Origin of the sequence: Solibacillus silvestris (assembly GCF_051967575.1) — a bacterium.
Classification (GTDB): domain Bacteria; phylum Bacillota; class Bacilli; order Bacillales_A; family Planococcaceae; genus Solibacillus; species Solibacillus silvestris_B.
In genome coordinates this window covers 24,758-45,674 of the sequence record NZ_JBQCJW010000011.1, presented here as the reverse complement: position 1 = coordinate 45,674, position 20,917 = coordinate 24,758, and the positions used below count along the sequence as shown (strand labels likewise).

18 protein-coding genes are annotated in these 20,917 nt (G+C 40.6%); 5 read left to right on the top strand and 13 right to left on the bottom strand.

The annotated features are described in order from the left end of the window. Positions 1-112 precede the first annotated feature (112 nt). Positions 113-1,840, bottom strand: a complete 1,728-nt coding sequence (gene acsA, locus ACTHOQ_RS09315) for an acetate--CoA ligase (protein ID WP_440495692.1) — start codon at positions 1,838-1,840, stop codon at positions 113-115. A gap of 222 nt (positions 1,841-2,062) precedes the next feature. On the opposite strand from acsA, the gene ACTHOQ_RS09310 reads away from it, so the two are divergent. From ACTHOQ_RS09310 to ACTHOQ_RS09295, 4 genes are all read left to right on the top strand, one after another. Further along, positions 2,063-2,695 (top strand): GNAT family N-acetyltransferase, encoded by a 633-nt coding sequence (locus ACTHOQ_RS09310; RefSeq protein ID WP_440495691.1) that lies wholly within the window; start codon positions 2,063-2,065, stop codon positions 2,693-2,695. 25 nt (positions 2,696-2,720) lie between these two features. After that, positions 2,721-3,368: an acetoin utilization AcuB family protein gene (locus ACTHOQ_RS09305; protein ID WP_440495690.1), complete on the top strand. Its 648-nt coding sequence runs from the start codon at positions 2,721-2,723 to the stop codon at positions 3,366-3,368. Then, entirely contained in the window at positions 3,365-4,528 is a 1,164-nt protein-coding gene (locus tag ACTHOQ_RS09300) for an acetoin utilization protein AcuC (protein ID WP_440495688.1), read from the top strand. The genes ACTHOQ_RS09305 and ACTHOQ_RS09300 overlap by 4 nt, the downstream gene beginning before the upstream one ends. 110 nt (positions 4,529-4,638) lie before the next feature. Continuing rightward, positions 4,639-5,052, top strand: coding sequence for a universal stress protein (locus ACTHOQ_RS09295; RefSeq protein ID WP_440495687.1), 414 nt, complete (start codon positions 4,639-4,641; stop codon positions 5,050-5,052). A gap of 41 nt (positions 5,053-5,093) precedes the next feature. Here ACTHOQ_RS09295 and ccpA read toward each other — a convergent pair whose 3' ends face one another. The 3 genes from ccpA to ACTHOQ_RS09280 all read right to left on the bottom strand — a co-directional run bounded on the left by ccpA (position 5,094) and on the right by ACTHOQ_RS09280 (position 8,271). Beyond that, positions 5,094-6,092, bottom strand: coding sequence for a catabolite control protein A (gene ccpA / locus ACTHOQ_RS09290; RefSeq protein WP_440495685.1), 999 nt, complete (start codon positions 6,090-6,092; stop codon positions 5,094-5,096). Positions 6,093-6,297: 205 nt separating this feature from the next. Beyond that, a complete protein-coding gene (locus tag ACTHOQ_RS09285; RefSeq protein WP_440495684.1) occupies positions 6,298-7,059 on the bottom strand; it encodes a 3-hydroxybutyrate dehydrogenase in 762 nt (253 codons plus the stop codon). 126 nt (positions 7,060-7,185) lie between these two features. Then, entirely contained in the window at positions 7,186-8,271 is a 1,086-nt protein-coding gene (locus ACTHOQ_RS09280; protein WP_440495682.1) for a bifunctional 3-deoxy-7-phosphoheptulonate synthase/chorismate mutase, read from the bottom strand. Positions 8,272-8,450: 179 nt separating this feature from the next. On the opposite strand from ACTHOQ_RS09280, the gene pilM reads away from it, so the two are divergent. Beyond that, positions 8,451-10,607: a pilus assembly protein PilM gene (pilM, locus tag ACTHOQ_RS09275; RefSeq protein ID WP_440495680.1), complete on the top strand. Its 2,157-nt coding sequence runs from the start codon at positions 8,451-8,453 to the stop codon at positions 10,605-10,607. A gap of 164 nt (positions 10,608-10,771) precedes the next feature. Here pilM and ACTHOQ_RS09270 read toward each other — a convergent pair whose 3' ends face one another. The 9 genes from ACTHOQ_RS09270 to ACTHOQ_RS09230 all read right to left on the bottom strand — a co-directional run bounded on the left by ACTHOQ_RS09270 (position 10,772) and on the right by ACTHOQ_RS09230 (position 20,894). Continuing rightward, positions 10,772-11,263 carry a YtxH domain-containing protein gene (locus ACTHOQ_RS09270; protein ID WP_440495785.1) on the bottom strand — a complete coding sequence of 164 codons (492 nt, stop codon included), beginning with the start codon at positions 11,261-11,263 and terminating at the stop codon, positions 10,772-10,774. A gap of 34 nt (positions 11,264-11,297) precedes the next feature. Further along, on the bottom strand, positions 11,298-11,813 hold the full coding sequence (locus ACTHOQ_RS09265) for a DUF948 domain-containing protein (RefSeq protein WP_440495678.1): 516 nt from the start codon (positions 11,811-11,813) through the stop codon (positions 11,298-11,300). Between the two features lie 294 nt (positions 11,814-12,107). Then, positions 12,108-13,406 (bottom strand): UDP-N-acetylmuramate--L-alanine ligase, encoded by a 1,299-nt coding sequence (gene murC, locus ACTHOQ_RS09260; RefSeq protein WP_440495677.1) that lies wholly within the window; start codon positions 13,404-13,406, stop codon positions 12,108-12,110. A 147-nt stretch (positions 13,407-13,553) separates the two neighbouring features. Next, positions 13,554-16,706: a DNA translocase FtsK gene (locus ACTHOQ_RS09255; protein ID WP_440495676.1), complete on the bottom strand. Its 3,153-nt coding sequence runs from the start codon at positions 16,704-16,706 to the stop codon at positions 13,554-13,556. A 197-nt stretch (positions 16,707-16,903) separates the two neighbouring features. Beyond that, positions 16,904-17,518: a YtpR family tRNA-binding protein gene (ytpR, locus tag ACTHOQ_RS09250; protein WP_440495675.1), complete on the bottom strand. Its 615-nt coding sequence runs from the start codon at positions 17,516-17,518 to the stop codon at positions 16,904-16,906. Next, positions 17,515-18,330, bottom strand: a complete 816-nt coding sequence (locus ACTHOQ_RS09245) for a DUF1444 domain-containing protein (protein WP_440495674.1) — start codon at positions 18,328-18,330, stop codon at positions 17,515-17,517. The genes ytpR and ACTHOQ_RS09245 overlap by 4 nt, the downstream gene beginning before the upstream one ends. Positions 18,331-18,546: 216 nt before the next feature. Beyond that, positions 18,547-19,065, bottom strand: a complete 519-nt coding sequence (locus ACTHOQ_RS09240) for a hypothetical protein (RefSeq protein ID WP_440495673.1) — start codon at positions 19,063-19,065, stop codon at positions 18,547-18,549. An 80-nt stretch (positions 19,066-19,145) separates the two neighbouring features. After that, the gene (locus ACTHOQ_RS09235) at positions 19,146-19,673 is read right to left on the bottom strand and encodes a DUF84 family protein (protein WP_440495672.1); all 528 of its coding nucleotides are present in this window, start codon (positions 19,671-19,673) and stop codon (positions 19,146-19,148) included. A gap of 144 nt (positions 19,674-19,817) precedes the next feature. Further along, positions 19,818-20,894, bottom strand: a complete 1,077-nt coding sequence (locus ACTHOQ_RS09230) for a M42 family metallopeptidase (protein ID WP_440495670.1) — start codon at positions 20,892-20,894, stop codon at positions 19,818-19,820. Positions 20,895-20,917: the final 23 nt, after the last annotated feature.

Sequence of the window (20,917 nt, the reverse complement as noted above, 5' to 3'; positions counted from 1 at the left end):
ATTATGGATAATTTTAAATTTTCTATTATTTATTTACCCTAAACTATAAAAAAAGGCACCTACATATTTGTAAGCGCCTTAGTATTTTATGCAATTGTATAATTGTACGGGATTAGTCTTCCATTGTAGACAGATCACCTGCAGGCAGATTAAGTTCCCAGGCTTTTAATACACGGCGCATAATTTTACCGCTGCGTGTTTTTGGAAGCTTGTCTTTAAATTCAATCTCGCGTGGTGCTGCATGTGCGGATAAGCCTGTTTTTACAAATTCCCGAATATCCGCTTCGAGCGTTTCACTTGGTTCTACCCCTTCACGCAATGAAACAAATGCTTTAATAATTTCGCCCCGTACAGGGTCTGGTTTTCCAATTACGCCCGCCTCTATTACATCAGGATGTTCAAGCAGTTTACTTTCCACTTCAAATGGGCCAACACGCTCACCCGCCGTCATGATGACATCATCTACCCGGCCTTGGAACCAGAAATAGCCCTCTTCGTCCATATATGCCGAGTCTCCCGAAACATACCACTCCCCTTTTAGGAAGTATGAATCATAGCGCTCCTTATTTCCCCAAATTTGGCGCATCATTGCAGGCCAGCCTTTTTTGATTGCCAAATTCCCCATTGTATAAGGCGGTACTTCATTACCTTGATCGTCAACAATTGTTGCGTAAATACCCGGTACGGGTTTTCCCATTGAACCTGGTTTTATTTCAAGCGACGGGTAGTTGCAGATCATATGCCCACCTGTTTCAGTCATCCACCATGTATCGTGAATACGGTGATTTAATGTCTCAATTCCCCATTTTACTACTTCCGGGTTTAACGGCTCCCCAACAGACAATACGTGGCGCAGTGACGAAAGATTATATTGGCCGATAACATTCGGTCCAGCGCCCATTAACATGCGAAATGCTGTTGGCGCACTGTACCATACCGTTACACCATATTCTTCGATTGCGCCATACCAGGCTTGCGGACTGAAGCGACCTCCAATGATCACATTCGTAATACCGTTTAGCCATGGACCAAAAATACCGTAAGCTGTACCTGTCACCCACCCCGGATCGGCTGTGCACCAATAAATATCATTATCCTTTAAATCTAGTACCCATTGTGCTGTTTGATATTGCTGCACCATTGCATAATGGACATGCAATACCCCTTTTGGAGCACCTGTGGAGCCAGATGTATAATGCAAAATGGAGCCATCCTCTTTATCGACCCATTCGATGTCAAAATCTTGAGATGCCTCTTTGAAATGTTTATTAAAATCTAAAATTTTGTCTGTTTCTTCGATGTTTTCCCCGACTACGAAGATTGTTTTCAAATGCGGCAGCTTCTCCACTGGTACGCGGTTCAATAGTGCTGGCGTTGTCACAATAGCAACTGCCTCACTGTCCATTAGACGGTCATATACGGCCCCTTCCATAAATGCTTCGAATAACGGTCCTACAATTGCGCCAATTTTCAAGGCACCCAGCAAGCTGAAATAAAGTTCCGGTGTACGTGGCATAAATACAAAAATGCGATCGCCTTTTTGCAAATCTGCCTTTCCCTTCAATACATTCGCTGCTTTGTTGGAGTTGCGTTTCATATCAAAGAAAGAATATGTCTCTTTTCGAATTCCATCATTATAATAAAGAGCAACTTTATTTTTCCGATGTGTTTCGACATGCCGGTCTATTGCTTCATGCGCAATATTCACCTTCCCCGTTTCATACCAGGAAAATGCTTTTTCGGTATTTTCCCAATCATGATTTGCAGCTGTTTCCCCATAATTTTTTAAATTATGTTCCCCTGGAATGACTGCTAGTTTTTCCATTGTTTTCATCCCCATGAAAATCCCCTTTCCATCAATTCCGCCTTGGCGTAATTATGCCTTGATTCGTCTTTATGCTAACTTAAAGCCGAACCTGTGACACAACCATTTTACAATAGAAATACTATAATAAGCAAAACATTTTTAATTTTCCGATTATTTAGTTATTTATTGTAAAATTAAGCGTATTTTCGCATTAAATAGAGTATAATGGGTGTATCATAAGCAGGTGGTGTGAATATGAATCATGTGAAAAATTATTATTGTCTTGAATTCGAAACGAGGAATGGTAAAGTTTTAGTAGAAGGTCCCGTTCTCTCAGAAAAACTCGCTTCCTACACATTGCACGAAGATTTGAAAGCCTTTAGACCTTCACATCAGCAGCATGCAGCGCTTGTCGAGATTGCTAAATTAGAAGAAGGGCGCATTATCATTATACGACAGGAACGTATTATCGTAGGCTATGTCACCTACCTTTACCCCGACCCGCTGGAGCGTTGGGCGGAAGACCGCATACCAAATATGATTGAACTTGGGGCCATTGAAGTCATACCGGCTTTCCGCGGAACAGGCGCAGGAAAAAAATTGCTCGAAGTATCCTTTTTGGATGATCAAATGGAAGATTATTTAGTCATTACTACTGAATATTATTGGCATTGGGATTTGAAAGGTACCGGTCTATCCGTTTGGGATTATCGCAATATGATGGAAAGAATGATGACTTCGGCCAATTTCGAATATTACGCAACAGACGATCCTGAAATAACGTCCCACCCTGCAAATTGTTTAATGGCACGTGTTGGGTCGCGTGTTGGAACGGAGACACTCGAAAGATTTGACAAACTTCGATTTAGAAGTCGTTTCATGTATTAATTCTTATTGCAAAGGGGATTGAAAAATGATTGTCGAAGAAATTATGAAAACAGAAATACATACACTCCTGCCTGAAAACACTGTGCATGATGCTGTTCGGCTTATGCGCGAAAAAAAGATTCGCCATGTGCCGATCGTAAACAAGGACAATGCCGTTGTCGGTATTATTACAGAACATGATATAAAAAATGCTTTGCCCTCTTGTTTGCGCCAAGAATCAAATTCTGCAGCCTATGATGCACCGATCGAGCAAATAATGGTCAAAAATCCGATTGTAGGTCATCCTTTAGATTTTGTGGAAGAAGTGGCTTTCACTTTTTACGACTCCAAAATTAGTTGCTTGCCGATTGTATCTGCTGGCGAACTGGTAGGTATCGTAACGACGACGGACTTACTGTACACTTATATCGAATTAACAGGCGCACATCGGCCAGGCTCCAAAATTGATATCCGTGTAAGCGACAAGCCAGGCATGCTTTTTGAAATTACAAAAGTATTCCACGAAAACAAAGCGAATGTATTAAGTGTTCTTGTCTATCCTGATGGCGATAATTTGAAATCACGTATTGTAAGTGTCCGATTACAAGTAATTAATCCGCTGCACATCATTGAGGATTTGCGAAAGCAAGGTTATGATGTACTGTGGCCAAATTTGCCTGGCGTCACATTATGAAAAAAGCTGTATTTATCTATTCGCCCGATCAGCTCACTTACAAATTTTCGGACACACACCCGTTTAACCATAAACGATTACACTTAACAATTGATTTACTGAAAAATATCGGTGCTCTTAAGGATGAGGATATCGTCCCTGCCCGTGTCGCAACAGATGAGGAAATTGCTTTGGCACACGATCCGCAATATATCGAAATTGTAAAAAAAGCAGGACATGGCGAGCTGACCCCTCAACAGGGCGAACCATACGGCATCGGAACAGAGGACACACCGATGTTTCAAAATATGCATGAAGCTAGTGCGCTCCTTGTAGGCGGTACATTGCAGGCTGTCGACTATGTTTTACAGGGAAAAGCACAGCACGCATTGAATTTAGGAGGCGGGCTTCATCACGGCTTCCGGGGAAGAGCATCCGGCTTTTGCATTTATAATGACAGCAGTGTCGCCATTAAATACATCCAGGAAAAGTATGGGCTGCGTGTATTGTACGTGGATACAGACGCACATCACGGAGATGGTGTGCAATGGTCATTTTATGATGACCCGAATGTTTGTACATTATCGATTCATGAGACAGGTCGCTACTTGTTCCCGGGTACAGGGAATATTACCGAGCGCGGTAATGGAGAGGGTTATGGTACATCGTTCAACTTCCCGATAGATGCCTTTACGGAAGATGAAAGCTTTTTAGAAGTTTACGAGCAATCGATGCGCGAAGTATTTGAGTTTTTCAAACCAGATGTCGTGCTCACGCAAAATGGGGCAGATGCACATTACTTTGATCCGTTAACACATTTGTATGGAACGATGAATATTTATAAAGAAATTCCGAAGCTTGCACATAAATTGGCCCATGAATATTGCAACGGGCGCTGGATTGCTGTAGGTGGCGGAGGCTATGATATTTGGCGCGTCGTCCCTCGTGCTTGGTCACATATTTGGACGGAAATGACAGATCAAAATGCCCCGAGCGGCCCCCTTCCGCAAGCATGGCTCGATAAGTGGCAGCAAGAAGCACCTGTCCCGCTTATTCCAACATGGAATGACCCAAATCCGCTATATGAAGCAATCCCACGTAAAGCGGAAATCCAAGAAAAAAATTCGCAAATGCTTGAAAAGGCACTACATATTATCCGTACAGAAAATAGACGTTCTTAGCTTATGCTATACAATCTTTTCAAAAAGATTGTATAGTTTTTTATTTGCCTAGTATAAAATTATAATTCTATACTATAATGGAATGAATCAATAAAATTGGGGGTTATTTTATGTATAAACATATTTTACTAGCTATAGATGGTTCGGATAATTCATTGCGTGCTGCCAAAGATGCGGTAGCCATCGCTGCTGCGGATACATTTATTGAACTTATTTCTTCGATTCCTACAGAAGCAATCGCAAATGATCCGGTGCATGCCGGAACATTCAATCAAACAGAAGAACAATATGCCCAGAAATTATCCCGTGAAATCGAATATGTAAAAAACAATCACAGCAATTCTAAATTGACAATTGTTCATGGTCCTGCAGGGCGCATGATTTCAAATTATGCAAATCAAAACAATGTCGATTTGGTTGTCATCGGCTGCCGCGGATTGAACCCAATGCAAGAAATGGTATTTGGAAGCGTTAGTACATACGTATCTAAAAACGCAAATTGCTCCACTTTATTAGTAAAATAATCCAAACAAAACGCCTGCCAAACATGCGGCAGGCGTTTTACTTATTTACTTGAATCCCGTTGCTCTATGCGGTGAGGTAAAATAACGTGCTGATCATTAACTTCTTCCTTGTTCATGTACTTCGTTAATAAGCGCATCGCCACTGCACCGATATCATATAAAGGCAATACGACACTCGTTAATTGCGGACGCACCATACGTGCCAATTTGGAATTTTCAAAGCTAATAATTTCTACATCTTCCGGGACACGTTTTCCGCAGTCTTGAATGCCGTGCACTAAACCGATTGCAAGCTCATCATTTCCTACAAAAATCGCTGTAGGCGGCTGCTGCAGTTCGCTTAAATTTGCCCAGCTCACCAACCCATCATCATAAGAGCCATCACCGGCAACGATTAATTCTTCATCAATTAAAATTTTCGCGCTTTGAAGGGCATCTTTATAGGCAGCCAATTTATATTGCCCGTTCACTGTATATTGAAGCGGACCCGAGACAAATGCAATCCGTGTATGGCCATTGCCGATAAGCGACCGAACAGCTTCAAGTGCGGCATTGTAATAGTCGATGTTCACCGAAGCTATTTTTTCCGTAGAGCAGATCGAGCCAGCCAATACGATCGGCACTGGACAACCTTCTATCGCACGCTGAATGTTTTCCGTCACTTCTTCACTCATCATTACGATGCCATCTACTTGCTTCCCGAGCATCGTATCAAGCAACGATAGCTCCTTGTCTTCATTTTGGTCTGAATTCGCTAAAATAATATTATAGCGGTACATTGTCGCAATATCTTCAATACCACGGGCAAGCTCCGCATTTAAATTATTCGAGATGTCAGGGATGATGACTCCTACAGATGTCGTTTTTTTACTTGCCAAGCCGCGTGCTACTGCGTTTGGGCGATATTCAAGACGCTCAATCACTTCCAGCACTTTTTTTCTTGTTGCTGGCTTAACATTTTGATTTCCATTCACTACGCGTGACACGGTTGCCATCGATACATTTGCTTCGCGTGCAACATCATAAATTGTGACAGTCAAAAAATCTCCCCCTTTTTATAAGCTATACGATTTTTATTTTTAAACAATTGGTTGATCCAATAGTTGTGTATAGCCTCATCATATAATACTTTCATTTCCATTTTCAATGGAAAACCTAGTGAAAGACTAGATTTTTCGTTAATTCTTCACAATTGGCAAAATAACAGTGCTGAGGGATGATAGCAGCTTTTGAAACTATTTATAACTATTGGGCTGTGTATCCTCCATCCAGCACAATCGCTTGTCCTGTCATCCCTTTTGCTGCTTCACTGCATAAATATACGACTAATGCGGCAATTTCGGAAACATCAATCAGTCGCTTCTGCGGCACTAAAGGATAGAGTACTTGCTCCAATACATCTTCAACCGCTATATTTCTTGTTTTCGCTAAATCTTCAAATTGATTTCTTACAAGTTTCGTGTCTACATAGCCAGGACAAATAGCATTTACGGTTATCCCGTTTGTGGCTGTTTCCAACGCCGCGACTTTCGTCAGACCGATGACACCGTGCTTTGCAGTATTGTAGCCGGCTTTTCCCTCAAAGCCAACTAAACCGTTGATGGAGGCAATATTGATTATTCTGCCAAAGTTTTGCTGTTTCATGATTGGCAATGCATATTTCATGAAAATAAATGGCGCAACAACCATTACCTTTTGCATCAATTCAAATATTTTTGTATCAAATTGCTCAATAATGGAAATATGCTGAAAACCTGCATTGTTTATTACAATATGGAGTGCGCCAAACTGTGAGATAACCGTTTCAATCGTTTCTTTTATTTGTTGTTCGTCACTGACATCACATAGCAAATAACTTAATTTCGGCTGTTCTTCGATTGCTTGTTTTAATTTTTCTTCATTTTTGTCGGAAATAATGACTTTCACGCCTTTATCGGAAAGCTCCTTTGCAATTTCGAATCCAATCCCTTGTGCAGCCCCTGTAATTAATGCAATCTTTTGGTCCATACAATTTCTCCTTTTTATAAATATATGTTATTTGGAAAAAAATTGTAATTTAACGTGTACTTCCCGTCAAATTTAATAAAAAGAAATGGCTATGCTGAATAAATTCAGCATAGCCAGTAGCATTTATTATTTTGTCACTTCATATTGCTTCATGAATTTTAAAAGTTCATCATAGTAAGCATTGAATGTCGGTATATCCATTTGCTGCTGCTGATCCGATAATGCGATTGACGGATCTGGATGCACTTCCGCCATTACACCGTCCGCGCCGATGGCAATTGCCGCTTTTGAACATGGCAACAGCAAATCACGACGTCCTGTTGAGTGTGTTACGTCCACCATAACCGGTAAATGTGTTTCTTGCTTTAAAATTGGGACAGCCGAAATATCCAATGTGTTGCGTGTCGCTTTTTCGTATGTACGAATGCCGCGCTCACATAAAATTATGTTTTCATTCCCTTTAGACATAATGTACTCTGCCGCATGGATGAATTCATCAATCGTGGCAGCTAAACCACGTTTTAATAATACAGGCTTATTTGTTGCTCCTGCAGCTTTTAAAAGCTCAAAGTTTTGCATATTGCGCGCACCTATTTGAATAACATCAATATAATCCAATGCATGATCCAAATCTGCCGGTGTTACGATTTCCGTAATGACGCCTAAACCATATTCTTTTGATACATCTTTCAATATTTTCAGACCATCCAGTCCTAAACCTTGGAAATCATATGGCGATGTACGTGGCTTGTATGCTCCACCGCGGATCAGTTTCAGCCCTTTTTCCTGGATTGAAGCGGCTACTGCAGCTACTTGCTCATATGATTCTACAGCACATGGCCCGAATACAAATGAAGGTGCTCCTGTACCGATTAATTCGCCATTAATATTAATGACAGTATCTTCTGACTTTTCTTTACGAGATACGAGCAATTCTTTTTTCTTTTCTGCCTCCAGCTGTTTCAATGCTGTTTTGAAGATTTGTTTGAAAATATAATCAACCGTCATTTGATTTAATGGGCCATTGTTATTTTTCTTAATTAAATCAAGCATATGACGCTCACGTAATGGATCATAGCGATGCACGCCTTGCTTTTCTTTAATTTTGCCAATTTCCTCAACAACAGTTGCACGTTCATTAATTAAACGTAAAATTTCCAAGTTTAAGCTGTCAATCTGACTACGTAAGCTTTCTAAATCTTGTTGACTCATATTCCTCTTACCCCTCTTCTTTGCGTATCCGGCACTTTCAGATAACTCAAAAGTATGATACATTTTTAAGTAATAAACTTATTATAATCAAACTATTGTGGAATGTCACGTCTTTTTAATTTAGCGATTCAACTCGCTAAAGTGTATTAGGATAATAAATTGAAAGGAAGCGTTTTCATATGACAAATAAATTGTTCGCACTTGATATCGGAACACGCTCTGTCGTAGGTATTATTTTAGAGCAGCAAGAAGACAAATATCATGTAGCTGATATTTTAGTGAAAGAACATAAAGAGCGTGCGATGGTTGATGGCCAAATACATAATGTTTTGTATGTCGCTGAACTTATACAAGAGATCAAAAACAAATTGGAAGAAACCCATGGACCATTAAAAAAAGTGAGTGTAGCAGCAGCTGGTCGTGCATTAAAAACCGAACAGGCAAGCATTTCGCTTTCGATTAAAAACCGGCCAATCTTTACTGAAGAAGATATTAATCGTTTAGAGCTGCAAGCGGTGCAGCAAGCGCAGCAACAATTGCTGCAGCAAAAAGAAGATGCAAAAAACAACCATTACTATTGTGTCGGCTATTCTGTTTTATATTTCCGTTTAGATGGAGAAGAAATTGGCAGCCTGCTCGACCAGCAAGGCGATGAGGCAACTGTGGAAGTCATCGCAACTTTCCTGCCGCGTGTTGTTGTTGAATCACTGCTTGCTGCGCTAAAGCGAGCAGATTTAGAAATGGAAGCTTTAACATTGGAGCCTATAGCCGCTATAAATGTACTTATTCCTCCTACAATGCGCCGGCTAAATGTGGCGCTCGTCGATATCGGTGCAGGGACTTCGGATATAGCGATTACCGATAAAAGCACAGTTGTCGCATATGGGATGGTGCCGACAGCGGGAGATGAGATCACCGAGGCTTTAAGTGACCAATACTTATTAGACTTCCCAATAGCGGAAATCGCAAAACGTCAAATGCATTCGAGTGACGAAATTTTAATACAGGATATTTTAGGGTTCGATGAATACATTCCGCGTGAAGAAGTATTGAAAACGATTTATCCTGCTATCGAAAATTTAGCGAAATCAATTGGGGAGGAGGTTTTACGGTTAAACAACAATACAGCTCCGAAAGCGGTCATGCTAGTAGGGGGTGGAAGCTTGACGCCCAACTTGCCGGAGGAGCTTGGGAAAATTTTGAACTTGCCGGTAAATCGTGTCGCAGTGCGCGGGGTGGATGCCATACAAAATTTAACTCGTGCGGAGCATATTTCTCCAACTCCTGAACTTGTCACACCGATCGGAATTGCTATCGCAGCACAAAAAGCACCAATCCACTATATGTCCATTACAGTGAATGAACAGGTCGTTCGTTTGTTCGAGTTAAAGGAAATGACTGTCGGTGATGCATTTTTGGCAGCGAATATCCGTGCAAAACAATTGTATGGAAAGCTTGGCCATGGCTTATCCATCACCGTGAACGGTCAAAGTGTATTCGTGCCCGGTGAACATGGCGAACCTGCCCAAATATTATTGAACGGGAAATCAGCATCCACCAAATCTCAAATTAAAAACGGAGATCAAGTACAGCTTGTGCCTGGGAAAGACGGAGCGGATGCAGTAGTAAATGTGCGTGAAATTATTGACGATGCGGCAGTTAAATCAGTTACGATCGATGGCACAATGTATATGATAGAACCGAAAGTTTTAGTGAATGGTAAAATTGTTAATTTGGATACGCAATTAAAAGATCGGGATGTAATCGTTGTTGAAACAGTCGAAACGATAGAAGAGGCATTTAAACATACGAATAATATAAAGCATCTCCAGCAATTCAACTCTTATTGTGTTCATCTTGAGGGCAAGCCTGTATACTTGCCTGAATTTTCATCGCAGCTATTCATTAACGGAAAGCCAGGAAAAATTCATTACCCTGTGCAAACCGGCGATAATATTACATTTAAACAAAACACATTGCCTACAGCAGAACAAATTGCGGCATATTTGGATTTACTATTAGAAGAAAAGGTAATCGTTAACTTCCAAAATGAGCAAGTGGAGCTTATAAAAACAGCACGGGAATTTTCCGTAAACGGACATGTTGTCCAACATATTTCCGCTGTTCCGAATGGGGCGACGATTAAAATCATTGAAAAAGATACGAGCAAATGGATTTATCAAGATGTGTTCCGCTTTTCTGCTTGGCAGCTCCCTACTGCGTTTAAAGGTTCATTTACGATTTTACGCAATGGCAAGCCATCCACTTTCGACGCAGAAATTTTTGGTGGTGACCGATTGGAAATCCAACTGACTGAACAATCTATTATGCAATAAATTATTGTTTAATTATAATTTCAAGAGGCGCCATATATATGCATGGCGCCTTTTTTATGATTCATTTACCGAGAAACTTTGGCCGAGCAAAATCACCTACTATCAAAAAGGGGGCTGCCCGAAAAGATTCGATGAAATCGATCATTTCGGATAGCCCCGATTTATTATTCCATATCTGTATGACGTGTTGAGTTTGCGATATCGGGATCTGCGTTTACACTATCCGGATCCGCGTTTGCAGCAGCTTTTTGCTCTTCTTTATCCATTTTATCCAATGGCAATGGCTCTTCACCTTCTGAAGAAGCAGTGCCATCATCTAATACTGGGGGCTGCTTAGCTGTTTTTGCTTTTACCTTCTCTACAAGTGAAGAAGACTGCTCTTTTAATTGAGTAGAAAGCTGTGCTGTCTTTTCTTTCGCTGTATCTGTCAGTTCAATACTTTTGTCCTTTAATGTAACAGCTTGTACAGCCACATCATTGCGCAGTTCACTGCCTGTTTTCGGAGCTAGCAATAAAGCTGTAGCCACACCTACAATGCCTCCGACCAATGCACCGATTACAAAATCTTTTACATGGATTTTTTCGTCATCATAAATTGAATCATTTAGCTGTGTATAATCTTGAGATGTCTGATAGTTTGCTCGTTTTTCTTCCATCATAATAACTCCCCCTTGTTTTCCATAAAAATTATTACCCTTTATTTCGCTTTAAAAAACCGAATTTTGATTTTGTTTCCATAGCTGGCGGTGTTTCGTTTGTTTTTGTGCTTGTGTAAATGACATCTTCCTCGTTAATCGGCTTGCGCTGTCGCCATTGATCTGCGATGCCCATAGCAACATTGCTCCATTGCACAACTTGGGCGATTTTCTCTTCGTTTTTATGAACTTCTGTAGAGATTGATGAAGTAATGCGTTGTACAGATGAATTCAAATCATTGACAGAATCGCCGACACCTTTAACCGCATGGAATACAGAATTCAATTTCTCCGACTTATCTGAAATATCATCCGCCAATGAATTCGTTTTTGTAAGCAGGCTCGTCGTTTCACGTGTAATTCCTTCCATTTGCCCTTCAATCCCTGCAACTGTCCCCGCGATAGAATTTAGCGTATTCTTAACTGAAAACAATGTCATACCAATACTTACACATAATACTAAAAATCCGATTGCAGCTACTAATGCGGCAATATAAAGCAATACTTCCATTAAATATGACCTCCTCTATCTAGTTCCATTTAAACATTCGACAAAAAATCTGACAATCCTTTTCTCAGAAAAACACATTTTGCGCCAAAATAATGTGTAATATGTGCTTTTCCATCGTGGATTTCCATAAAACCTATATTTTTTTATCCACTATCAAATGAAAGACAATTTTGTCCATGCTTTCATATTCCCCATTCAACCAATGAATAAAACCCGTAATATATAGAATAGAAGTTCGATGCTATATGTATGGAAAAACAGCTTATCCTCCATATAGGTTAAGCTGTTTTTCTATTACTTCAAAATTGCTTCGTACGCTTTTTGATATTTATGAACATCTCCGGCTCCCATGAAGAGGAATACTGCATTGTCATGCTTTTTTAGCTGCTCAATTGTTTCAATAGTCAACAGGGCGCATTCCTCAATCAAGCTTGCCAAATTTTCAATGGAAAGCTCTCCTTGTTTTTCGCGGGCAGAACCAAAAATATCGCATAAATAAGTTGCATCTGCTCCACTTAAACTATCCGCAAAATCTTGCAAAAATGCTTTCGTTCTTGTAAATGTATGTGGTTGGAAAATCGCAACGACTTCACGTTCCGGGTATTTTTGACGTGCCGATTGTAAAGTTGCGGCAATTTCAGTCGGATGGTGCGCATAATCGTCCACTAAAACAGCGTCACCGATTTTTGTTTCGGTAAATCGACGTTTCACTCCACCATAAGTATTTAGTCGCTCTTGGATTAACTTCGCTGGAACTCCTTCGTAATGACAAAGGGAAATAACGGCTAATGAGTTTAAAATCGTATGGTCCCCGAATAATGGAATAAAGAATTTACTATAAAATTCATTGCGGACATATACATCAAACTCCGTGCCTTCTGTTGTTTTCACAATATTGCGTGCCGCAAAATCATTTTCCGGATCAAATCCGTAATATACAACGGGCACATTCGCTTGAATTTTCTGAAGCTGCTCATCATCCCCACATGCAATAATCGCTTTATTCACTTGCAATGCCAACTGCTGAAATGCATTGTATACATCGTCAATGCTCGTAAAATAATCAGGGTGATCAAAATCAATATTTGTCATTACAGCATAATCTGGATGATAGGCTAAAAAGTGCCGGCGGTATTCACATGCTTCCATAACAAAATAGGAAGCATCCTCTTTCCCCGAGCCCGTACCATCACCGATTAAATAGGATGTCGGCATATAGCCGCCTATGACATGGCTCATTAATCCAGTCGTTGATGTTTTACCATGTGCGCCAGTAATAGCGATTGATGTGAAACGATTACTGTATTCCCCTAAAAATTTATGGTAACGAATTACTTCGACACCTAATTCGCGCGCGCGCACTAATTCAGGATGATCATCATTAAATGCATTGCCCGCAATAACAGTTAAACCTTCTTTAATATTGTTTTCATCAAATGTAAAAATTTCTATTCCCCGGTCGCGTAAAGGCTGCTCCGTAAAAAAATACGTATCAACGTCGGAACCTTGTACTTGCTCTCCAGCGTCAAATAATATTTGAGCAAGTGGACTCATGCCTGAACCTTTAATACCGGTAAAATGATAGCGTGTCATTATTGTTAAAACCCTCCTAGGATACGAAGACCCCATTGAAATTATCAACTTATTAATTCAAAGTATGCCTACATTATAGCACTAAATACACGGAACAATAATTGAACGACAATTCAAAATTTTATACTCGCCCAATTATGTAGTACTTTAGTCTCCAAATTGGATCATTAAATCTTCCTCTGTAATAAATACATCTCTCGGCTTACTTCCCTTTGGCTCGGAAACATATCCTTGTCGCTCAAGCATGTCGATTAATCTTGCAGCACGATTATAGCCAATATGGTAACGGCGCTGCAAAAGCGATGTCGAAGCGGAGCCTTGTTCATACACAAAACGGCATACTTCTTCGAACAATTCATCTTGATCCTCCGCTGCTTCTGAACGCTTCAATAACTCTTCTTGTTTAAATATATATTGTGGCTCTCCTTGTTCACGTACATACTCGATAATCTCTTCTATTTCGTCATCCGTAACAAATGTGCCTTGAATCCGTGTCGGCGCTGACATACCATTCCCTAAATATAACATATCTCCGCGTCCAAGCAAACGTTCTGCGCCTTGTGCATCCAAAATTGTACGTGAATCGATTTGCGAGGATACCGAAAAGGCAATACGTGTTGGAATATTCGATTTTATAAGTCCTGTAATAACATCTACAGAGGGGCGCTGTGTCGCTACAATCAAATGAATGCCTGCAGCACGTGCCTTTTGGGTAATTCGAACAATGCTATCTTCCACATCTTGAGGCGACATCATCATTAAATCGGCCAGCTCGTCAATTACGATTAACAAGTATGGCAGCTTTTGCGCATACATTCCATTTGCATCACACATCTTATTATATGCTTCTATTTTACGTGCGCCGCTATGCATAAATAACTGATAACGTCTTTCCATTTCTTCCACTGCCCATTTTAATGCAGCAGTCGCTGCTTTTACGTCTGTAATGACAGGGCTCACTAAATGCGGAATATGGTTAAATGGCGCAAGCTCAACCATTTTCGGGTCGATTAGCATCAGCTTTAATTCATTTGGATTAGCCTTATAAAGCAAGCTTACTAAAATCGAGTTAATACATACGGATTTACCGGAGCCTGTTGCACCGGCAATAAGACCATGCGGCATTTTGCGTAAATCAATTGTTACGGGCTTACCCGTCAAATCCAGCCCTAATGCTGCCTCTAATGGTGAATCCGAATTTCTGAACGACTCGGAATCCGTCACTTCAGATAAACGGACCGACCTTGAAATACGATTCGGAATTTCAATGCCGATTGAGCGTTTCCCTGGAATCGGTGCATCGATGCGAATATCCTTCGCAGCCAAAGCGAGTTTAATGTCATCTGTCAAATTGCGGACTTTACTTACTTTCGTCCCCTGACCTACAGTGATTTCAAATTGCGTAACGGCTGGACCTTGGACGATTGATTCAATATGGGCCTGAATTTGGAAATGGGACAATGCTTCCACCAAATTTTCTCCTTGCTCATCCATCCAATCACGGTCCTCAATCATTTCCTCCGGGGGAACTAAATATTCAAGTGGCGGCTTCACATAAGGAATCTTTTTTTCGGCTTGCTGAACTTCCAAAAGTTGTTTGTCCTGTTCAACAGATTGTAGTTGGGAAGCCGCTTCTTCGATTGAAGTATTTCCCACTCCATTTTGTTCATTCTTTTCATCGGAAATAAGCTGTGGCTGAACTTCCGTCGTTGTCGCTACTTCCATCTCTTCTTCCAATCGTTCAGAGACAATGCTTTCGCGCTCCAACAATCCGATAGCTGTATTGTACATGTCACTCGTAGGTTCTTTTTGCAGCTCATTGACCGGTTCATATTGTTTGGTCGTTTGCTGGAAGGCCATTGTTACGCTTTTTTCTTCCCCTGGCTGTAAAACCTCATTTTGAAATGATTGTTGGGCATGTTGATCGATTTTCCGGTCTTCATTTACAATTGATTTCTGAGCGTCTTCAGCTGTACCCGCAGCATGAACCGATTGAATTAATATTTCTTCATTCTCTTCAACAATTTCTTCTGCGGCTTCCGTTTCATTTGCCGTCACTTCTTCATGTTCCGAATTTTGCTGATCCAGCTGCTGCTCGACAAACTTCTTCGTAAGTAATTTTTCTTTATCCGACTTCAGCATAACGACATTAAATGGAACCCTGCTGCCTCTGTTCGATTGCTGTAATGGTTTAGCCTCCTGTATGCTCTCCTCTACAACAGCCCCTTCGTCGGCTGGCGGCATTTGCTCGACGTTTAATTGTCCGATATGGATCGTCGAGTTTTCAATTGTCACATGCTTCACTTGCACATCATTCAATGTTTCAGCAATAGAAGTTCCCTGCTTTTCTTCGGCTATATCCACTTCTTCGAGCAATACTGCCGGCGGCTCGCCCTGTTCATCTCCTGTCGCCTCACGAGTTTGTTCTTGTTCCTGTTCTTGTGCCGTTTCCTCAACCTCGAATAAAATGAGTTCTTTATCGCTATTATTTTCCTCTTCCTGTGGAATGATGTGCGGTTCTGCCGCAGGCGCCCCTTCCACAGCAACAATTTGTTCCTTCACTGTGCTTTGTTCAACTATTTTTTGTTGCTTATTTTCAATAGGCTGCTTACTAATAGGTTCAATTGGCTGATCCAAAATTTCCGTGTTTTGCGGTTCGATTATTTCAGGTGCTTGCTGCTCTTCATCGTTCAGCTTTTCGTTTAAACTTTGTTGTTTTTCGATCAATTGTTCTATCGGTGTCGGCTTTTTGAACCCGTGTACAGGTGACGGGACATCTGTCGGGACAAAGCGCTTCTTGTTTTCCATTGGATTGATAGCTTGTTTGTTTACGTTTTTTTCTTCACGCGCAGGCTTTTTTCGCAAACCTTCCCGCTCTTCTTTCGTAATCGGCAAGCGGCGTAAAGTCTCGCTTTTTGGAATAACATTCGAATGCCCCTTCCCTTTGCGGCGGCGTTCCAGCAAATCTCGAATGCCCGATACTTCCACATCATATATTTCATGGGCTACAGGTTTTTGCAAATAGTTTGGCAATGAGAGCTTTTCATTATCTTCATCGTAGAAACGCGTTGTTTGACGCGGTTGCGCTTGCTCATTACCCTTCTCCTCATGTTCATCTTCTATTAATGGAAAACGGAAAGCTTTTTTAGGCTGCTCGGTTTCCCTGTAATAACCCGTCTGTGCTTGCTGCTGTTTTGGTTGTTCGATTTCAGGCGCTTCCGTATATTCCTCATAATCATCATATTCTTCATTTAAGTCCATCTTAAAAAATTGATTAAATTTATTTTTAATCCAACTCATCAATATCACTTCTTTCCTTAAAAACATTGCCGCACAAATTTCTTTATTTGAAACGGTCTTTGCATATTATATATATATTTATATACCTCAAAAGCATATCATATTTGCAGTATAAATGCGCTTCGTGATCAATATTTTTAAGGATAAAAAAAGTCAGCATGAGAGACTTTGCTCACCACACTGACAAATATTTCAAATTACCGAGCTGGTATTTCAAAAGGGCTGCCAACTTCTGCCGATTCATCGAGCAATAAAATCCCTTTCACTTCCGGTGCGCCAGGGATTGCTAGTTCACGTGCGGAACAAAGCATACCAAACGAATCTTCGCCGCGTAAATTGCCTTCTTTTATTAGTAATCCAGAAGGCATTACCGCACCAACTTTTGCCACGACTACTTTTTGTCCTGCTTCAACATTCGGTGCGCCACATACGATCTGTAATGTTTCGTCCCCTACATTTACTTTGCAGACACTTAACTTATCCGCATTTGGATGCTTTTCTTTCGCTTCCACATAGCCTACTACGAATTTTGGCGAAAAGTCTACATCGAGGGAAATTTCAGCGCCGTTCGCTTTAATTGCCGCCTCCAGTTTTTCAACTAATTCAGGTGTCACTTCCACATTGCCCGCTACATCCAACCCTATATATTTACTTGCATTAAAAAGGTTGAATGCTTTTATTTCGCCTGTCGCTTCCTCTTTTAAAACGGCTAAGTCACCAACACGCTCCATTTCGGTTTTTACGATTGGCTCCATCGCTAATTGAACTAGTAGGACATCTCCTACATATGCTTTGTTGTAAGCTACTTTCATTTCTCGTCTTGCTCCTTTTTTGCTTTGTTTTTCGCTAAAATAAAAATTGGTTCTAAATGACCGTTTTCGTATACGAATGACAGGCTCGTAATCGGAACCGCGCCAACTGTAAAGAAATGCATCGTCATCTGTGCTAATACATCATAACCTACTTCATTGCGAATATCACCAATAATTAAAACATCCTGGTGCGGAACAGATACTGTCATTTCCCCTTCGATTTGGCTTTCCATTTCCTTTAGGAAGCCTTCATTCAAAATACGGCTCGCATCATAGCCGTCATTATGGTTTAAAAAATAATACATATTGCCTGAAACCTCATCTTGCTTTACAGAAGTCGGCAATTTTTTTACAGAAAAACGGGCTGCTTCGCGTATATGCTCCTCCGTTACATTTAGTTTCGGCAACATTGATTCATCGATTAAACGATAAGTTGTGCCCAGATCAAGCGCATAATATATACGCGTTTCTGCAGTATGGTCCGACATGACAAATGCATGTCCATCATTCGACTTTTTAGGGAAAGATGTCGAGCGGATGATCGGATAGACAGAAGCAAGCCCGCCAAAGCCCTGTTCTTCTTCCCGCTGCATCGCTGAAAATGTTTGCTCAACTGTATAAATCACTTCATCAATTGCCTGCTGTTTTTTCGTTTCGTACTTCGTTAAAATTTCGGGTAAAGAGATATCCATCCCTCGTCCGATTTTTTTATGTTCAAGACGTAATTTATCATGCTTTTCATCGAATGTGAACGTAAAATTATTCTCGCCTAATTTCGTCTTCAGCTCAGCAACTAACTGTTTCGATTCCATTCAATCACTCCTTTATTTATTAAAAAGGGGCTATGCTAAAAACAAAAAGCTTTTAACATAGCCATCATCCTTAATAGCAAACTTATGTTTTTGCTGCAATTGCATTAAGTTGTTCAGTCCCGTCTTAAGGAATGTATCCTTGCTATACTTGCTCGGGTCCTCGTTTCTACTTCCCTATTGTATCAAAACAATATTGGATTCTGCTCATGCTTGAAATTATTGAATTACATTTACAGTTTGAACAATTTCCATCATTTCCTGAATTTTGCTGTCCAGTTTCTTGTCTGCCGAAATTGTTGATAGCTTGACACCACCTACATTTACGATAAGCTCATATTTTTCCTCAGACTGTTCGACGACCGCCGAAAAGCCAAATACTCCATCTTTTTGGAATGTTTGCTCTTGGACAATTTTATTTTTGCTGTCTTGCTTTAAAATGTCATAGTGCAGCTGACTATCTTCTGTTTCATTCGGATTTACAAATAGAATATAGGAATCTTTGCCATTGAGAATTGTATAGTTCAGTTCATCTATCCCTTTTTCAATACTATACCCTTTCGGCAAGTACAGCTCTATATGGCCAATTGTTTTATTTACTTCATTTGGTTCACTTTTAAATATAGTTTCAGCATTTTCCATTCCTGCTAATGCTTGTTCCTCGATTGTTTGATTGCATCCTGTGAGTACGACAACGATGGCACTAAGCAAAACTGCGCGAATCCATTTCCGATTCATTGTTTTCCCTCTCTTTCAAACTTCCTCTAGTATCATAATAATTTTACGTTCCACAATGCAACTAATGTGTTTAACGAATATTAGTTTTGCTCTTTGCTTATTTTGAATAATACTTGACCTACTAATAATTTGACGATATGCTCAAACATTGCTTTTCGATCGATTAACTGATGTGTGAAAATGCCAATTGCACCTTGATGATGACGTATATTTTCCATATTGGTGTAGACGTCCATTACAGGGCCAAGTTCCTTTCCTACCCGAAGCTCCATAGCGATTGCTTCGGGTAAAGCAAACTGTGCTCCAGAGCTCGCAATAGCTGTACCGTCTTTTAACAAGGCAGCCCCCCAATTGCAGCAATACATCGTCCCATCTATTTCATCGACGCCGCCTTCCAATCCGAATGTTAAATCGGCATTTGTTTGCATCATCGCGTTGCGTGCACGATTAATGGCTCCCTGTCGCGTTTCCTCATTTGAAAAGGGCTGTACAGACACATCCGATGGTACATCTATGCTTTCAATTGTTGCTTCGGGGAAGAACTGCCGGATAATTGCTTCGACAGCGCCGACTTTTGCTTTATTTTTTGATCCTACTGCTACTTTCATTTTTTCATCTCCAAATTATTAATGTTAAAAGATATTTTCTACAGAAAAAGCTATGTAAATTTTTTCTTAAGCATAAAAAAACAAGAATGCGATATACTCACATTCTTGTATTATAATACATCATACAATTATGCATGTGTAATTTTATACGTTTGCACGAATTGTGTCTATTGTTGAACGGTCTGCAGATTGAATTAATTTTACAAGCAATTCTCTCGCTGCCGCATAATCATCAACATGGATAATAGAGGCAGATGTATGAATATAACGCGAGCAAATGCCAATCACCGCTGAAGGAATTCCATCATTTTGTGTATGGACACGCCCTGCATCGGTACCGCCTTGGGACACGAAATATTGATAAGGAATTCGGTTCGACTCAGCCGTATCTAAAACGAATTCGCGCATTCCCCGATGTGTCACCATTGAACGGTCTAAAATACGCAATAATGTGCCTTTTCCTAATTGGCCGAATTCATTTTTATCGCCGGATGTATCATTTGCCGGTGAAGCATCCAATGCAAAGAATAAATCAGGCTGAATCATATTTGCAGAAACTGCCGCACCCCGCAATCCAACTTCTTCCATTACATTGGCTCCCGAATAAATATGGCTCTTCACTTCTTGACCGTGAAGTTCCTTTAAAAGCTCTATTGATAAACCACAGCCATAGCGATTATCCCAAGCTTTTGCCATGATTTTTTTAGGATTGGCCATTGGTGTAAACGGACATACCGGAATAATCGACTGTCCTGGTCGCACCCCTAAATTTATCGCATCCTCTTTTGAATCAGCGCCAATATCAATTAGCATATTTTTAATGTCCATCGGTTTTGAACGCTCAGCGTCTGTCAACAAATGCGGGGGAATTGATGCAATCACGCCTGGAATTTCGCGATCTTTTGCATAAACCGTCACACGTTGAGCGAGCATCACTTGGTTCCACCAGCCGCCGAGTGTCTGGAAGCGGATCATTCCGTTTTCCGTAATGGAAGTAACCATAAATGCGACTTCATCCATATGGCCTGCCACCAAAATTTTAGGAGCGTTTTCATCCTTTGCTTTTCGCACACCAAAAATGCCGCCTAAATTATCCTGAATCACTTCATCCGAATATTTTTCCAGTTCCGAGCGCATAAAATTGCGAACCGCACGCTCATTGCCTGGTGCACCAGGCAACTCTGTTAATGTTTTAAATAGAGCCAATGTATGTTGATCCATTATGTAACACCTCTAAAAGTAGA

Excerpts from the sequence above, each read along its gene's own strand:
- acsA (WP_440495692.1), bottom strand. The coding sequence starts at position 1,840 with ATGGGGATGAAAACAATGGAAAAACTAGCAGTCATTCCAGGGGAACAT.
- ACTHOQ_RS09310 (WP_440495691.1), top strand. The coding sequence starts at position 2,063 with ATGAATCATGTGAAAAATTATTATTGTCTTGAATTCGAAACGAGGAAT.
- ACTHOQ_RS09305 (WP_440495690.1), top strand. The coding sequence starts at position 2,721 with ATGATTGTCGAAGAAATTATGAAAACAGAAATACATACACTCCTGCCT.
- ACTHOQ_RS09300 (WP_440495688.1), top strand. The coding sequence starts at position 3,365 with ATGAAAAAAGCTGTATTTATCTATTCGCCCGATCAGCTCACTTACAAA.
- ACTHOQ_RS09295 (WP_440495687.1), top strand. The coding sequence starts at position 4,639 with ATGTATAAACATATTTTACTAGCTATAGATGGTTCGGATAATTCATTG.
- ACTHOQ_RS09285 (WP_440495684.1), bottom strand. The coding sequence starts at position 7,059 with ATGGACCAAAAGATTGCATTAATTACAGGGGCTGCACAAGGGATTGGA.
- ACTHOQ_RS09280 (WP_440495682.1), bottom strand. The coding sequence starts at position 8,271 with ATGAGTCAACAAGATTTAGAAAGCTTACGTAGTCAGATTGACAGCTTA.
- pilM (WP_440495680.1), top strand. The coding sequence starts at position 8,451 with ATGACAAATAAATTGTTCGCACTTGATATCGGAACACGCTCTGTCGTA.
- ACTHOQ_RS09270 (WP_440495785.1), bottom strand. The coding sequence starts at position 11,263 with ATGGAAGAAAAACGAGCAAACTATCAGACATCTCAAGATTATACACAG.
- ACTHOQ_RS09265 (WP_440495678.1), bottom strand. The coding sequence starts at position 11,813 with ATGGAAGTATTGCTTTATATTGCCGCATTAGTAGCTGCAATCGGATTT.
- murC (WP_440495677.1), bottom strand. The coding sequence starts at position 13,406 with ATGACACGCTATCATTTTACCGGTATTAAAGGTTCAGGCATGAGTCCA.
- ACTHOQ_RS09255 (WP_440495676.1), bottom strand. The coding sequence starts at position 16,706 with ATGAGTTGGATTAAAAATAAATTTAATCAATTTTTTAAGATGGACTTA.
- ytpR (WP_440495675.1), bottom strand. The coding sequence starts at position 17,518 with ATGAAAGTAGCTTACAACAAAGCATATGTAGGAGATGTCCTACTAGTT.
- ACTHOQ_RS09245 (WP_440495674.1), bottom strand. The coding sequence starts at position 18,330 with ATGGAATCGAAACAGTTAGTTGCTGAGCTGAAGACGAAATTAGGCGAG.
- ACTHOQ_RS09240 (WP_440495673.1), bottom strand. The coding sequence starts at position 19,065 with ATGAATCGGAAATGGATTCGCGCAGTTTTGCTTAGTGCCATCGTTGTC.
- ACTHOQ_RS09235 (WP_440495672.1), bottom strand. The coding sequence starts at position 19,673 with ATGAAAGTAGCAGTAGGATCAAAAAATAAAGCAAAAGTCGGCGCTGTC.
- ACTHOQ_RS09230 (WP_440495670.1), bottom strand. The coding sequence starts at position 20,894 with ATGGATCAACATACATTGGCTCTATTTAAAACATTAACAGAGTTGCCT.